The organism is Streptomyces sp. AC555_RSS877, assembly GCF_019049245.1.
Lineage (GTDB): Bacteria > Actinomycetota > Actinomycetes > Streptomycetales > Streptomycetaceae > Streptomyces.
The window spans coordinates 39,376-52,506 of sequence record NZ_JAGMUK010000216.1 but is presented as its reverse complement, the minus strand read 5'-3'; the positions used below and the strand labels follow the sequence as shown (position 1 = coordinate 52,506).

Genomic DNA, 13,131 nt, shown 5'->3' with positions numbered 1-13,131 from the left:
GAACGATCAGGGCGTCGATGGGTCGGTCAGCCGGCGCAGAGACAGAACGGGTGCCCCGCCGGATCCGCGTAAACCCGGAAGCTCCGCGAGCGGTCCTCCGCGTCCAGCGGCTTCGCACCCAGCGCCAGCACCTCCTTCTCGGCCGCGTCCAAGTCCGGCACGTCCAGATCGAGGTGGAACTGCTGCGAGTGGTCGGGTGCGGGCCACTGCGGCGGTACGTACCCGGGGGCGGCCTGGAAGGCCAGCGTCTGGCCGTCCGGCAGCTTCAGGTCCACCCACTCTCCCTCGTCCTTGACGGTGCCGCCGAGCACGTCGGCGTAGAAGCCGGCGAGGGCGCGCGGGTCGGGACAGTCCAGGACGACGCAGCCCAGCTTGGCGAGAGCCATGACTTCCTCCTCGAAGTCGGAGTTACCCCCCTCGGGGGTTACCTGTAGAGCAGAGTAACCAGTAACGGTTACTGCATGCATCCCTATTGGCGGTAACGTCGCTGGCATGAGTGAGAGATCCCCCGCGCCCGGGGGTCTGGCCCTGATCCAGTCCCTGGTCAACACACTGGACATCGAGTCGGGCGTCGACTCGCTGGGCGGGGCGGAATTCGGGCTGCCGGAGGACGGTCTCCCCGCCGCCCGCGAACTGCGCGAGTCCCTGCGCGCGGCCCTGCTCGCCCACGCGGGCCACCCGCCGCACCGCACGGTGACCCCGCTGGGCGAGCTGCTCGCGCGGGCGCCCCTGGTGGTGACGGTCGACGAGGGCGACGGCTCCGCCGCCCTCGCCCCGGCCGACGAGGGCCCGCTGCTCTCACGGGTCGCGGCAGCCGTCGCCCACGCCCTCGTCGAGGGCACCTGGACCCGGCTGAAGGCCTGTGAGGCCGCCGACTGCCACTGGGCGTACTACGACCGCAGCCCGGCCGGCCGGGGCCGCTGGTGTTCGATGCAGGTGTGCGGGGCCCGCGCGAAGATGCGCCGCTACCGGGCCAAGGACTGACCTACGCCCCCGCCTCCTCCTCACCCCGGGGCACCGCCGCCCGGGACCCGACGACCAGCAGACACAGCACGGCGACGCCGGCGACGATGCCGGCCAGCACGAGCAGCGGGTCGAGCGGGCGGACCGAGGAGGCGGCGGCCTGGGGCTGGGCCAGCTGTCCCGGCTGCGGTGACGTGGGTGCCTGCGGTACGGCCGCCCCCGGGGCGGTGGACGCCGGCGACGACGCCGGCATGCTCATCGTCGGCGTCTTGCCGCCCGCCGTCGTACGGCTGGGTGAGGACGCCTCGTGCTCCGCGTGACCCGCCGAGGAACCCGAGGAACCCGACGTACCGGATGAGCCGGATGAGCCGGATGACTCCGAGTGGTCGTGCGTGGGCGCGGCCGTCGTCGCTGGTGCCGCCGCCCTGACCGTGATCCGGGCTGTCATGTCCGGATGGACCGTGCAGTAGTAGCCGTAGGACCCTGGCGTGCCGAAGGTGAAGCTCCAGCTCTGCCCCTTGTTCAGCATGGGCGAGTGGATCGAGACCGGGCCCGAGGTGGTCTTCACGTCGTGCGGTGCCGTGTCCTGGTTGGTCCAGGTCACCGTGGACCCGACGGGGACGCTCAGGGCCGCGGGCGAGAAGGCGTACCCCTTCATCGCCACGCTGTACGAGGCCGCCGACGCCTGCCCGGACGGCAGCAGCGGCAGGGCGAGGAGGGCGAGGGCGGCGGACGCGGCGGCACCGCGGGCCGTACGCCGTGTCATGAGCCGGGCCGCCCTCACGCGAACTCCGCCGCGACGAGCAGCCGCAGCCGGGTGGCCGGCAGCCGCCACGGCAGCCGGAAGCCGGTGGCCCGGCGCAGCAGCCGGTACGGCAGCCGGGCGGTGCCCACGGTGAGCAGCCGGTCGTCGGCCCGCTCGACCACGCGCAGCCGCAGCAGGACGGGGAAGGCGACGCCGTCGAGGTCGAGGTCGCCGGTGACCTGGAGACGGCCGTCGGACTCGTCGACCCGTTCCGAGGCGAACGCGGCCTTGAGGTGCGGGCCGTCGAACCCGAAGCGGAAGAGGGGGGTGTCGGCTTCGGTGAAGACGGTCTGCGGGTCGATGCCGGACCGGGGGTCGGACACGGTGAGGGAGGCCCCGGTGAGCGGGACACGACGACGTCGGGTCGGCAACGGGCCGTACCAGGCGGTGAGTTCGACGAGTGAGCGGCCGGGGGCGACCGTGTACCGGCCGGGCAGGGGCAGCAGCCGGCCGGTGCCGGCGCGGGCTTCCGGCGGGGGAGGGACGGTGGGCAGGGTGACGGTCGTCATCCCGGACTCCTTGGAAAGCGGTTCCCGAAGCGTGGTGAAGGCGTGGAGAATGGGAGGGCGCCGCTCCGGCCGGCTGAGCCCCGGCCGGAGCGGCGTCCCCGTGTCACGGATCGTCAGCAGCTGGTGGTGAGGAAGTCCGTGGTGGGCGTGAGCATCTGCCCGGCCCAGACGGTGTGCATCTTCACGTAGCTGTCGACATCGAGCAGGTCGGTGACCTGCTGTCCGAGCGATTCCTCCAGGTGCGCCTTGTTGACGTGGTTCAGCAGCACGCCGAGCGTGTCGTCGAGCACCGAGCCGCCGCCTTCGAGGGCCGGCTTGAGGATGCTCTCCACCCACACCGTGTGCATCTTGAGGTACGAGTCGAGCGCGAGCGCGTCCTGCACCTGCTCGCCCGGCGACCGCTCCAGGTGCGCCACGTAGAGGTGCTGGAGGATCGGCAGCAGCACGTTCTGGACGCTGGCGCACTGCTCGTCGTCACCCGAGCCGCCGCCGGAGCCGCCTGTGGGAGTGGGAGTGGGAGTAGGTGTGGCGGTCGGCGGCGTCGTGGGTGTGGGGCCGGTCGTGGGCGGGGCCGTGGGGGTCGGCGTGGGCGTGGGGGCCGGTGTCGACCCGCCGCCGTCGCCGGCGACGACCTTCACGGACGCCACCATGTCCGGGTGCACCGCGCAGTAGTACTCGTACGTCCCCGCCTTGGTGAAGGTGTAGGACCACGAGTCGCCCTGCTCCAGCGTCCCGGAGTCGAACTTCACCGGGGCCTTGGTGGTGGTGACCGTGTGCGGCACGCTGTCGTGGTTGGTCCACTGGACCGTCTGGCCGACCTCGACGACGAGTTGCTTCCCGTCGCCGAACTTGTTGCCCATGATGTCGACCTGGTAGTCGGCCTTGGCGGCCGCCACGGGCTGCGCCTCGGCGGCGGCAGCGGGCGCCTGAGCCGCGCCCGCGGCCTGCTCCGAGGAGCCAGTGGAACCCGAGGCCGCGTTCAGCAGCCCGAGACTGAGCACGGCGGCCAGCGCCGCGCCGAGTCCGGCGACCAGCAGGCCCCGGTTCCCGGCCGGCGGCCTGCGCCGCCGCTCACCGGTGTTGTTGCTCTCTTTCACTTCGACTCCTTTGTGCATGGGGGAAGTTCAGCGGCCGGGGTCGGCCGTGACCAGCAGACTCGTCACGACGAGCACGACGAGGACGAGCCCCGTCTCGGCCGCGACCGAGTAACCGAAGGGCCGCACGGTCGCGGCGTCACCGCGCAACAGCACGGCGAGATCGAGGCGCGTACGCACCCATTGACGGCTGGCGTACGCGGCGAGGAGGACGGTGGCGAGGACGGCCGTCTTGATGAGCAGGAGGTGTCCGTACGAGCTGTGCAGCAGGGCGTCGTACGACCCCACCACCTGCCAGGTGAGCACCAGCCCCGCGGCGACGATGCCCGTGACGCTCACGGCCGCGAGCCGCGAGTAGCCCGGCAGCACCGCGGCCAGCTCACCGACCCGCCGGCGCGGCAGCACGGCCAGGGTGAGCATGGTGAGCCCGCCGATCCACAGCGAGGCGCCGAGCAGATGGACGAAGTCGGCGACGGCGCCCCAGGTGGGCTCGCTGCCGTCGGAGTTGTGGCCCGCCATGCCGGTCGTCCGCAGCAGCCCGAACGTCACCGCGAGGGCGCCCACCCGCCAGCCGGGGGAGCGGGAGGTGCCCGGACCGCCCTGCATCAGCGCGCCCAGCACCACGGCCGCCAGCACCCACAGCAGGCCGCGCGCGGCGAGCACCACGCCGGGTTCGGTGGCCAGCACGTCGGCGTACGCCGCCGGGCGCAGCGCGTCCCGCAGGCCGCCGAGCGCGGTGTACGCGCCCTGCAGGCCGACGGCGGCGACCGTCGTCAGCATGCCGCCCGTCCAGGCGAGCGTGAGCAGTGCCCGGGCCCGTGGCTCGTGCGCGCCGCGCGGCCACAGCAGGGTGACGAAGGCCAGCCCGCCGACGAACAGCGCCAGTGACAGGTAGCCGGCCCATCGGACGGCGACGAGGCCCTTGCGGACCGAGGGGGACGGTGCGGGAGCGGGGGACGCGGCCTCGTCACCGGCTTCGGCGGCCACCGGCTGTGCGCCGACGCCGAAGGCGATCCGGCCGGAGGAGGCGTGCCCGTCCTCCTCGTCGACCACCGACCAGACGACCGCGAGCCGGCCTCCCGCCGGGGCGGCGAGGGCGACCTGCACGCTGTCGGTACCCGCGCCCGGGGTCCGGGACACCGGAAGCCGGTTGCCGTCGATGGTCAGCACGCGCACGTCGGCGAGGTCGACGGGCTCGTCGAAGGTGAGGGTGAGGTGGCCGGGTGCCTCGGCGAGTTCGGCGCCGTCCTTGGGGGAGGAGGCGACCAGGTCGGTGTGGGCGGAGGCCGCCTGGGGCGCGCCGGCCAGGGCGTACAGGAGCGGGGTGAGGACGAGCAGGAGCAGGGCGCGGCGGAGGTTCCGGGTCACGGGGTCGCCTCCGGCAGCGGGGAGGCGCTGATGCCGAGAAGCCCGGTGACGGAGACGGGGGCGAGCCCGACACAGGGAGAGGGCTGCGGCTCGGGCGTTTCCTCGGTGCCGGTGCCGGTGCCGGTGCCGGTGTCGATGCTGCCGCTGCCGTTCAGGATGCCGAACAGGGGCTCGGAGAGTCCGTCGAGGAGCGGCCGTACGAGGGTGACCTCGCCGTCCTGGCAGGTGCCGGCGTCGGGGACGGTCGGCGACAGGGTGGGCGTGGGGGTGGGGGTGGTGCTCCCGGGGGGCGGCGAGGTCTCGTGACCGGAGTGGCCGGAATCGCCCGTGCCGCCGCCGGTGTAACCGCCCTGGCCGCCGGTGCCGTAGCCGGTGCCTGGGCCGACCCCGCCGACGCTGCCGTGCGACGGCAGCTCACCCGTACCGAATCCGCCGCCCGAGCCGGTGCCGGTGTCCTGCGCGCCGGAGCCGCCCGGAGCGACAGGGCTCGCCGGGGCCGTGGCCGCGGGTGGCGAGGTGGGGGGAACGGCGGCCTCGGCGGTTCCGGAGGGGGCACCGATGCCCGAGGCGTATCCCAGCACGATCACCACGGCGCCGACGAGCGCGCCCGCCACCACTTCGTCGCGATGGTCGCGTGGCCACTCCACCCTGCGGAACAAGGGCATGAATCACTCCTGGCATGGTCTGGTCAAGCCAATGGAAGGTGTGGCGAATGACGACCAGTGGAGTGGAACGTAAATTCCGCTTGGCTACGCGTTTGTTAAGCCGCCGTTGCTTACCTCTCTTTCACAGGGGCCCCCTGTGTGAGAACGGTCAATTCCGCATGGTGCTCGAAAGGGAATCGAACTCGTGTTGAGGATTTCGGGGACGACGGGCATATGCGGCCCTCGGAAAGCGTGCACACCATGTGGGACATGGTCCGGGCGGGGGTCGGTGCGGGGCCGTGGACGGGGTTTCCCGCGACGGTCCTCCAGAAAATCACCGTAATTGCAGCCGGTCCTTCACCGATCCTGTGGGAATTCCCGGAGTTTCATCGAACCCGTCCGGAATTCATGGAACCGGCCTTTCGGGGCCCGAATTCCTTTCAGGCGGTCGGCCGGCCCATCGCCCGGTACCGCCACCCGGCCCGCCGCCACACCTCGGGGTCGAGCGCGTTGCGCCCGTCCAGGATCACCCGGTCCGTCGCGACCTCGCCGAGCGCCGCCGGGTCCAGCTCGCGGAACTCGCGCCACTCGGTGAGGTGGAGGACGACATCGGCGCCGCGCACGGCGTCGACGGCCGAGTCGGCGTACCCGAGGGTCGGGAAGAGCCGGCGGGCGTTGCCCATGCCCTTCGGGTCGTACACCGTGACCTGGCCGCCCTGGAGGTGGATCTGCCCGGCGACGTTCAGCGCGGGCGAGTCCCGGACGTCGTCCGAGTCGGGCTTGAAGGTGGCGCCGAGCACGGCGACCCGCTTGCCCAGGAAGGAGCCGCCGCCCAGCGCCTGCCGGGTCAGCTCCACCATCTGCCCGCGCTGGCGCATGTTGATCGAGTCGATCTCGCGCAGGAAGGTCAGCGCCTGGTCGGCGCCCAGCTCACCGGCGCGGGCCATGAAGGCGCGGATGTCCTTCGGCAGACACCCGCCGCCGAACCCGATGCCCGCCCGCAGGAACTTCTTCCCGATCCGGTCGTCGTACCCGATCGCCTCGGCCAGCTTGGCGACGTCGCCGTCGGCGGCCTCGCACACCTCCGCCATCGCGTTGATGAAGGAGATCTTGGTGGCCAGGAAGGAGTTCGCGGACGTCTTCACCAGCTCGGCGGTCGGGAAGTCGGTGACCACGAAGGGCGTGCCGTCGGAGAGCGGCGTCGCGTACACCTCGCGCATCAGCTTCTCCGCCCGCTCGCTGCGCACGCCCGCCACGATCCGGTCCGGGTGCAGCGTGTCCTGCACGGCGAAGCCCTCGCGAAGGAACTCCGGGTTCCAGGCCAGCTCGGCGTCCTCGCCGGCCGGGGAGTTCTCGGCCAGGTAGCGGGCCAGCCGGTCGGCGGAACCGACCGGGACGGTCGACTTGCCGACGACCAGCGCGGGACCGGTGAGATGCGGTGCGAGCGAGGCGATGGCGGATTCCACGTACGACATGTCGGCGGCGTACTCGCCGTGCCGCTGCGGAGTGTTCACGCAGACGAAGTGGATGTCGCCGAACGCCGCCACCTCGGCGAAGTCCATGGTGAACCGTAGCCGCCCGCTGGACCCCTCGATCCCGGCGACGTGCTTGCGCAGCAGATCCTCCAGCCCCGGCTCGTACATCGGGACCTCGCCCCGCTGGAGTTTCTCGATCTTCTCCGGTACGACGTCCAGCCCCAGCACCTCGAACCCCAGTTCGGCCATGGCGGCGGCGTGCGTGGCGCCGAGATAGCCGGTGCCGATCACGGTGATCTTGAGGCTCATGTGGTGCTCCAGGGGGACGGCCGGGGGGTGCGTCGGGTGCGCGGGAAGAGCATAGTCGGGGCATGGCACGGCCTCTCGGCGGGCAACTTTCCCCTTGTCGCCAAGCTCACGTATCACTCCGGTGGGCGGGCCCTTAAAATTTGAGTTACTTAACGGTAATTAGCGCCAGCACCGCAGCGTTTTTTGGAGCGTGAGCACCTTGGCCGGATCGGCTGACTTCGACCTGTACCGCCCGTCCGAGGAGCACGACATGCTCCGTGACGCGATCCGTTCGCTGGCCGAGGCGAAGATCTTGCCGTACGCCGCATTGGTGGACGAGGAGTCCCGCTTTCCCCGGGAGGCGCTGGAGGCCCTGGTGGCCGGCGACCTGCACGCGATCCACGTACCCGAGGAATACGGCGGCGCGGGCGCGGACGCGCTGGCCACGGTGATCGTGATCGAGGAGGTGGCGCGGGTGTGCGCCTCCTCCTCCCTGATCCCGGCCGTGAACAAGCTGGGCTCGCTCCCGGTGATCCTCTCCGGCTCCGAGGACCTGAAGAAGAAGTACATGACCCCGCTCGCCAAGGGCGACGCGATGTTCTCGTACGCCCTCTCCGAGCCGGACGCGGGCTCGGACGCGGCCGGCATGAAGACGAAGGCGGTCCGCGACGGCGACCACTACGTCCTGAACGGCGTGAAGCGCTGGATCACCAACGCGGGCGAGAGCGAGTACTACACGGTCATGGCGGTGACCGATCCCACCAAGCGCTCGAAGGGCATCAGCGCCTTCGTGGTCGAGAAGTCCGACGAGGGCGTCTCCTTCGGCGCCCCGGAGAAGAAGCTCGGCATCAAGGGCTCCCCGACGCGCGAGGTCTACCTCGACAACGTCCGCATCCCCGCCGACCGCATGATCGGCGAGGAGGGCACCGGCTTCGCCACGGCGATGAAGACCCTCGACCACACCCGCATCACCATCGCCGCCCAGGCCCTCGGCATCGCCCAGGGCGCCCTCGACTACGCCAAGGGCTATGTCCAGGAGCGCAAGCAGTTCGGCAAGCCCATCGCCGACTTCCAGGGCATCCAGTTCATGCTCGCCGACATGGCCATGAAGATCGAGGCGGCCCGTGCCCTGACGTACCAGGCCGCGGCGAAGTCCGAGCGCGTCGACGCGGACCTCACCTTCCAGGGCGCGGCGGCGAAGTGCTTCGCGTCGGACGTGGCGATGGAGGTCACCACGGACGCGGTTCAGCTGCTGGGCGGGTACGGCTACACCCGTGACTACCCGGTCGAGCGCATGATGCGCGACGCGAAGATCACCCAGATCTATGAGGGCACGAACCAGGTCCAGCGGATCGTCATGGCCCGCAACCTGCCCTGACGCCCGCCCGTCCGCCGTACCCCGTCGCCCTTCGCCTCCCATCGAGGCGGAGGGCGACGCGCGTGCGGCCCCCGCTGCGGAATTTCCGCGCCCGCCCGATGGCGCGGTCCGGTGGACAGGCGTAGGACGGAAGGGCACGGGGCCCGCCCCGGGCTCCCGCACCCCAGGAGGAGCCATGACCCAGCCCGGAACCACCACGGCGATGAGCAGGCAGATGCAGGATTGCGTCGAGGCGTGCATGTCCTGCCACACCGTCTGCGAGGAGACCATGAGCTCCTGCATGCAGATGGGCGGCCAGGCCCAGATGCAGATCATGCGCACCCTCATGGACTGCGCCGAGACGACCCGCATGTGCGCGGACATGATGATGCGCCGCTCGCCCATGTCGGCTCAGATGTGCGCGATGTGCGCCGAGGCGTGTGCCATGTGCGCCGAGGCGTGTATGTCCATGCCGGACGATCCTCAGATGATGCGCTGCGCGGAGGCGTGTCGCCGCTGCGAGGCAAGCTGCCGCGCCATGGCGGGCGCCACGATGTGATCCCCGCACCCGACCGCGTTCAAGGGCACCCGCGCACGGGTGCCCTTGTCCGGGGCGCTTCAGCCGTCAGCTGCCCTGACCGTGACCTTCTCGTCGTTCTTCAGCTCGTCCACCAGGGTCTTCAGCTTGGTCTTGTCCCAGATGAGGTTGCCGGAGCTGGTGGAGCCGGAGGTCGGCATGTTCATCGACGTGCCGTCGCCGCCGTTGACGCCCTTCATCGCCCAGAACATCGAGGCCAGGTCGTACAGACCCATGTCCTTGTCGACGATCAGCGAGTCCAGGCCCGAGCCCATGGTCGGGTACAGCTTGAACGGGTTGAGGATCGTGCTCGGGGTCGCGACCTGGTTGGCGAGAGCGTTGAGGAACTTCTGCTGGTTCTTCGTCCGGTCCAGGTCGGAACCCTTGAGCGCGTACCGGGTACGGACGAAGGCGAGCGCCTGCTCGCCGTCCAGGGTCTGCTTGCCCGCCTCGAAGTCGGCGCCGGACTTGGTGTCCTTCATGCCGCCCTTCGGGATGTCGATCTCGACGCCGCCGACCGAGTCCACGATGTTCGCGAAGCCGGCGAAGCCGATCTCCACGTAGTGGTCGATGTGCAGGCCGGTGTTGAACTCGACCGTGCGGACCAGCAGTTCGGGGCCGTCCTCGGCGTAGGCGGCGTTCAGTTTCACGTGACGGCCGGTGCCCTGGTACGTCTTGCCGGACTCGGATCCCTTGAACGTCGGGATCTCCACGTCCGAGTCACGCGGCAGCGAGATCAGCGTGTCGCCGTTGCTGCCGACGTGCAGGATCATCATCGAGTCGGTGCGCTTGCCCTCGGCGGAGCCGGTGTGCAGCTTCTTCTTCTCCTCAGCGGACATACCCGCGCGGCTGTCGGAGCCGACGATCAGGTAGTTCGTGCCCTCCCCCGCGTCCGGCCGGTCGATGACCTTGGACAGGTCGACCTCGCGGTTGAGCTTGGAGTCGGCCCAGAAGTACGTGCCGACGGTCGTCACGACCAGCACGGTCAGCACGATGACCGTGGTCAGCTTGATCCGGCGGCGCCAGTTCGGCGCGGGGCGCGGGCCACGGCCGCCGCCGACGGGACCGCCGGGGCCACCGCCGCCGTAGACCTGGCCCGTGTTGTAGCCGCTGTTGTACCCGTCGTCGTAGACGGTGTCGTCACCGCCGTTGACGTACGACGGCTGCTGCGGGACGCCGCCGTACGGCGGGGCGGGGGCGCCGGGGCCCCCGTACCCGCCCTGCCCGGGCGGAGCCGCCTGGCCGCGGCGGACCTGCCGCATGACGCGGGCGCTCTCGGGCTGCGCGCTCGAGCTGCCGCGTCCGTACCGGCTGCCGCGGTTGTCGTCGGACCATGCCTCGGGCCAATCGTTCATGGGCCCCAGTGTGCAGGGCACTGGTATGTCCCTTACAAGGTTCGTCGGAAAATAAGGGCACTGCTGTTGCGAAGCTGACACAAAATCCCCGGTTGTCACCTCGGCATAAGGTGGAGGCCATGACAGACCAGGCCTCCACAGCGGTATCGGAGACTCCGGATATCCCGGGCAAGCCGACCTCGGCGTCCCGGACCACGCTCAGCCACATCATGACCAACGCCGACACGAACCTCCTGGGCACCGTGCACGGCGGCGTGATCATGAAGCTGGTCGACGACGCGGCCGGTGCCGTGGCCGGCCGGCACAGCGGCGGGCCCGCCGTCACCGCGTCCATGGACGAGATGGCGTTCCTGGAGCCGGTCCGGGTCGGCGACCTCGTCCACGTGAAGGCCCAGGTCAACTGGACCGGCCGGACCTCGATGGAGGTCGGGGTGCGGGTGCTGGCCGAGCGGTGGAACGAGTCCAACCCGGCCACCCAGGTCGGCTCCGCCTACCTCGTCTTCGCCGCCGTCGACGCAGACGGCAAGCCGCGCCGGGTCCCCCCGGTACTCCCGGAGACCGAGCGTGACAAGCGCCGCAACCAGGAGGCCCAGATCCGCCGCACCCACCGTCTGGCCCGCCGCCGGGCGATCATGGAACTCCGTGAGCGCAGGGCGGCGGACGGCTTCGAGGACTGAGCACTACCCGTCGCCCCGGGCCTCCGCCGACTCCCGGCCCGTCCCCTGACCGCCACCCCATGATCGTCGGCCCCCCGCAAGCACCGCCTGCGCCCCCCATGACTCCCAGGCCACCCGCGACACCGAGCCATCCCATGTCCGCCCTGGCCGCCAGTCCAGGCCGCCCCGAGTCACCACGACCGCCCGAGCCCTCCATGCCCCGGGGCCACCAAACGCCCCGCCCGGACCGCCTACGACCGACAGGGCCACCCGTTGCTCCCGGGCCATGGAGCGTCCGCCCCGGCCCGCCACCCCATCCGGGCCACGTAACGACCGCCCGGGCCAACTCCCGGGCCCCCTGACGACCGCCCAGGCGCCTGCGACCGCCCGTGCCGTTCAAGACCCCTGGGCCGCCTACCGACCGACCGCCCAGGCCACTCCACGACTGCCCAGGCCACCCGCAACCACCCCAGCCGAGTCGCAGGGCAGTACGCCGCCGAGGTCCATGACCCAGGCCGCCGACCTACGGGCACAGCGCCTCGTCGCCCCGCATGACCCCGAACGCGCCCTGCGCCGGATTCACCGCCCGCACCCTGCGCACCTCTCGGAAGTCCGTCCCGGCGATCACCTTCAGCGTCGCCCCCAGCCCTTTCACCGCCCGCAGCTCGCTGCCCGGCAGCGCGGCCGCGAGGGACTTCGCGGAGCGGTCCCAGCCGGGGTCGTAGGCGACGACCGTGCGCTTCACCGTGCGCTTCACCGTGCGGTCGGCCGCGTTGACCGGCAGGCGCGTCGTACGGAAACCGGTCGCCGCCAGCGCCGCGTCCACGCGCTTGCCGAGGCCGGCCGTGGCGGTGCCGTTCTCGACCTGGACGCGGATCTGCTGAGGGGCGACGTCCACGCGCAGGACCTTGCTCTGCGGCTTGCGTGCGGACAGCGGCTTGTCCTCGCGGAGGGCCCGGAAGAGGCGGCCGGCCTTGCGGGCGTCCCATTTCAGCGTGGAACCGACGCCCTTGACGGCGTATCCCATCTGCCCGATCGGCACGGTGGTGAACTCGGAGGAGGAGGGGGAGAAGCTGCGCATGGCCCGGCCGAGGTCGAGCAGCTCGTGCGTGCCGAAGCCCTTGTCGGCTCGTACGGAGCCCAGCACGGCCCGGGTGATGTCCCGGAACTTCATCGGGTTCAGCAGGATCCCGGAGGACGTGGCACGGTCGATCAGGGCGGCCATGAAGCGCTGCTGGCGCTGCATCCGGCCGAGGTCGGAGGTCCCGTCGACGTGACGGGAGCGGACGTACTGGAGGGCCTGGCCGCCCTGGATGGTGTGGGTGCCGGGCGGGAGGTCGAGGCCGGTGTAGGTGTCCTTCAGCGGCTCGGTGGTGCAGATCTCGACCCCGCCGAGCACGTCCACCGTCTTCATGAAGCTGGTGAAGTCGACCTCCAGGTAGTGGTCGATCTTCACCCGGGTCATGCTCTCGACGGTCCGCACGGTCAGCTGCGGGCCGCCCTCCGCGTACGCCGCGTTGAGCTTGAGCGGATGTCCGTGGTGCCGTTTGCCGGTCGTCCGGTCGGTGTGCGCGGGCGTCACGGCGTACGAGTCGCGCGGCAGGCTCACCACGCTCGCCCGCTCCCGGTCCTCCGAGATGTGCACGATCATCATCGTGTCGGTGCAGCGGCAGGGGGCGCCGCCGAGCCGGTACTTCCGCCGCTCGTCCTCGCTGATCTTGTCGCGGCCGTCCGTGCCGACGAGGAGGACGTTCATGCCGTGACCGGCCCTCGGGCGGTTCTTCATGTCCTTGAAGGGGTCGACCCGCGTGATGTCCGCGTCGAGGCTGGTGACCACCGCGTGGCCGATCCCGGCCGCGGCGAGCACGACCACGGAGAGGGTCGTCACCGCCCGCATGGCCCAGCGCGGCTTTTTCCGTCGTACGGGGGGTCGCACCGACCGCGGTGGCTGCGGGCGGCGCTGGGGCCGGGCGGCGGGGGAGCGGGGCGGCGTGGGCATGGGGGGACACCTCCGCGTGCGTGGGATCGTGAGCACCGTAG

General features: G+C 71.2%; 13 protein-coding genes. 4 read left to right on the top strand and 9 right to left on the bottom strand.

The genetic code is table 11. The features are described 5' to 3' along the window. Positions 1 to 26: 26 nt before the first annotated feature. A complete protein-coding gene (locus KUM49_RS42730) occupies positions 27 to 386 on the bottom strand; it encodes a VOC family protein (protein ID WP_217242334.1) in 360 nt (119 codons plus the stop codon). 106 nt (positions 387 to 492) lie between these two features. Between KUM49_RS42730 and KUM49_RS42725 the strand changes: the two genes are divergently transcribed. Then, entirely contained in the window at positions 493 to 984 is a 492-nt protein-coding gene (locus KUM49_RS42725) for a CGNR zinc finger domain-containing protein (protein ID WP_217242333.1), read from the top strand. 1 nt (position 985) lies between these two features. Here the strand turns inward: KUM49_RS42725 and KUM49_RS42720 are convergent, their stop codons facing one another. The 6 genes from KUM49_RS42720 to KUM49_RS42695 all read right to left on the bottom strand — a co-directional run bounded on the left by KUM49_RS42720 (position 986) and on the right by KUM49_RS42695 (position 7,167). Continuing rightward, positions 986 to 1,729: a cupredoxin family copper-binding protein gene (locus KUM49_RS42720; protein WP_217242332.1), complete on the bottom strand. Its 744-nt coding sequence runs from the start codon at positions 1,727 to 1,729 to the stop codon at positions 986 to 988. A gap of 14 nt (positions 1,730 to 1,743) precedes the next feature. Continuing rightward, positions 1,744 to 2,277 carry a hypothetical protein gene (locus KUM49_RS42715; protein ID WP_217242331.1) on the bottom strand — a complete coding sequence of 178 codons (534 nt, stop codon included), beginning with the start codon at positions 2,275 to 2,277 and terminating at the stop codon, positions 1,744 to 1,746. 113 nt (positions 2,278 to 2,390) lie between these two features. Further along, positions 2,391 to 3,374 carry a plastocyanin/azurin family copper-binding protein gene (locus KUM49_RS42710; RefSeq protein WP_217242330.1) on the bottom strand — a complete coding sequence of 328 codons (984 nt, stop codon included), beginning with the start codon at positions 3,372 to 3,374 and terminating at the stop codon, positions 2,391 to 2,393. A 27-nt stretch (positions 3,375 to 3,401) separates the two neighbouring features. Further along, the gene (locus KUM49_RS42705; protein WP_217242329.1) at positions 3,402 to 4,739 is read right to left on the bottom strand and encodes a copper resistance protein CopC; all 1,338 of its coding nucleotides are present in this window, start codon (positions 4,737 to 4,739) and stop codon (positions 3,402 to 3,404) included. Further along, complete coding sequence (locus KUM49_RS42700; protein WP_217242328.1) at positions 4,736 to 5,404, bottom strand: hypothetical protein; 669 nt, start codon at positions 5,402 to 5,404, stop codon at positions 4,736 to 4,738. The genes KUM49_RS42705 and KUM49_RS42700 overlap by 4 nt, the downstream gene beginning before the upstream one ends. A 419-nt stretch (positions 5,405 to 5,823) precedes the next feature. Beyond that, complete coding sequence (locus KUM49_RS42695; RefSeq protein ID WP_217242327.1) at positions 5,824 to 7,167, bottom strand: UDP-glucose/GDP-mannose dehydrogenase family protein; 1,344 nt, start codon at positions 7,165 to 7,167, stop codon at positions 5,824 to 5,826. Between the two features lie 199 nt (positions 7,168 to 7,366). Here KUM49_RS42695 and KUM49_RS42690 point away from each other — a divergent pair, with 199 nt between their 5' ends. Both KUM49_RS42690 and KUM49_RS42685 read left to right on the top strand, forming a co-directional pair. Further along, positions 7,367 to 8,524: an acyl-CoA dehydrogenase gene (locus KUM49_RS42690; protein ID WP_302185579.1), complete on the top strand. Its 1,158-nt coding sequence runs from the start codon at positions 7,367 to 7,369 to the stop codon at positions 8,522 to 8,524. A gap of 175 nt (positions 8,525 to 8,699) precedes the next feature. Next, positions 8,700 to 9,062: a four-helix bundle copper-binding protein gene (locus KUM49_RS42685; RefSeq protein ID WP_217242326.1), complete on the top strand. Its 363-nt coding sequence runs from the start codon at positions 8,700 to 8,702 to the stop codon at positions 9,060 to 9,062. A 59-nt stretch (positions 9,063 to 9,121) separates the two neighbouring features. Here the strand turns inward: KUM49_RS42685 and KUM49_RS42680 are convergent, their stop codons facing one another. Beyond that, positions 9,122 to 10,435, bottom strand: a complete 1,314-nt coding sequence (locus KUM49_RS42680; RefSeq protein ID WP_217242325.1) for an LCP family protein — start codon at positions 10,433 to 10,435, stop codon at positions 9,122 to 9,124. 119 nt (positions 10,436 to 10,554) lie between these two features. Between KUM49_RS42680 and KUM49_RS42675 the strand changes: the two genes are divergently transcribed. Continuing rightward, positions 10,555 to 11,112, top strand: coding sequence for an acyl-CoA thioesterase (locus tag KUM49_RS42675; protein ID WP_217242324.1), 558 nt, complete (start codon positions 10,555 to 10,557; stop codon positions 11,110 to 11,112). Between the two features lie 502 nt (positions 11,113 to 11,614). Here KUM49_RS42675 and KUM49_RS42670 read toward each other — a convergent pair. Further along, positions 11,615 to 13,090, bottom strand: a complete 1,476-nt coding sequence (locus tag KUM49_RS42670; protein ID WP_217242323.1) for an LCP family protein — start codon at positions 13,088 to 13,090, stop codon at positions 11,615 to 11,617. Between the last annotated feature and the right edge of the window lie 41 nt (positions 13,091 to 13,131).

Bases quoted from the DNA above. Each gene is read 5' to 3' on its own strand.
- KUM49_RS42730 (WP_217242334.1), bottom strand. From the start codon at position 386: ATGGCTCTCGCCAAGCTGGGCTGCGTCGTCCTGGACTGTCCCGACCCG.
- KUM49_RS42725 (WP_217242333.1), top strand. From the start codon at position 493: ATGAGTGAGAGATCCCCCGCGCCCGGGGGTCTGGCCCTGATCCAGTCC.
- KUM49_RS42720 (WP_217242332.1), bottom strand. From the start codon at position 1,729: ATGACACGGCGTACGGCCCGCGGTGCCGCCGCGTCCGCCGCCCTCGCC.
- KUM49_RS42715 (WP_217242331.1), bottom strand. From the start codon at position 2,277: ATGACGACCGTCACCCTGCCCACCGTCCCTCCCCCGCCGGAAGCCCGC.
- KUM49_RS42700 (WP_217242328.1), bottom strand. From the start codon at position 5,404: ATGCCCTTGTTCCGCAGGGTGGAGTGGCCACGCGACCATCGCGACGAA.
- KUM49_RS42695 (WP_217242327.1), bottom strand. From the start codon at position 7,167: ATGAGCCTCAAGATCACCGTGATCGGCACCGGCTATCTCGGCGCCACG.
- KUM49_RS42685 (WP_217242326.1), top strand. From the start codon at position 8,700: ATGACCCAGCCCGGAACCACCACGGCGATGAGCAGGCAGATGCAGGAT.
- KUM49_RS42680 (WP_217242325.1), bottom strand. From the start codon at position 10,435: ATGAACGATTGGCCCGAGGCATGGTCCGACGACAACCGCGGCAGCCGG.
- KUM49_RS42675 (WP_217242324.1), top strand. From the start codon at position 10,555: ATGACAGACCAGGCCTCCACAGCGGTATCGGAGACTCCGGATATCCCG.
- KUM49_RS42670 (WP_217242323.1), bottom strand. From the start codon at position 13,090: ATGCCCACGCCGCCCCGCTCCCCCGCCGCCCGGCCCCAGCGCCGCCCG.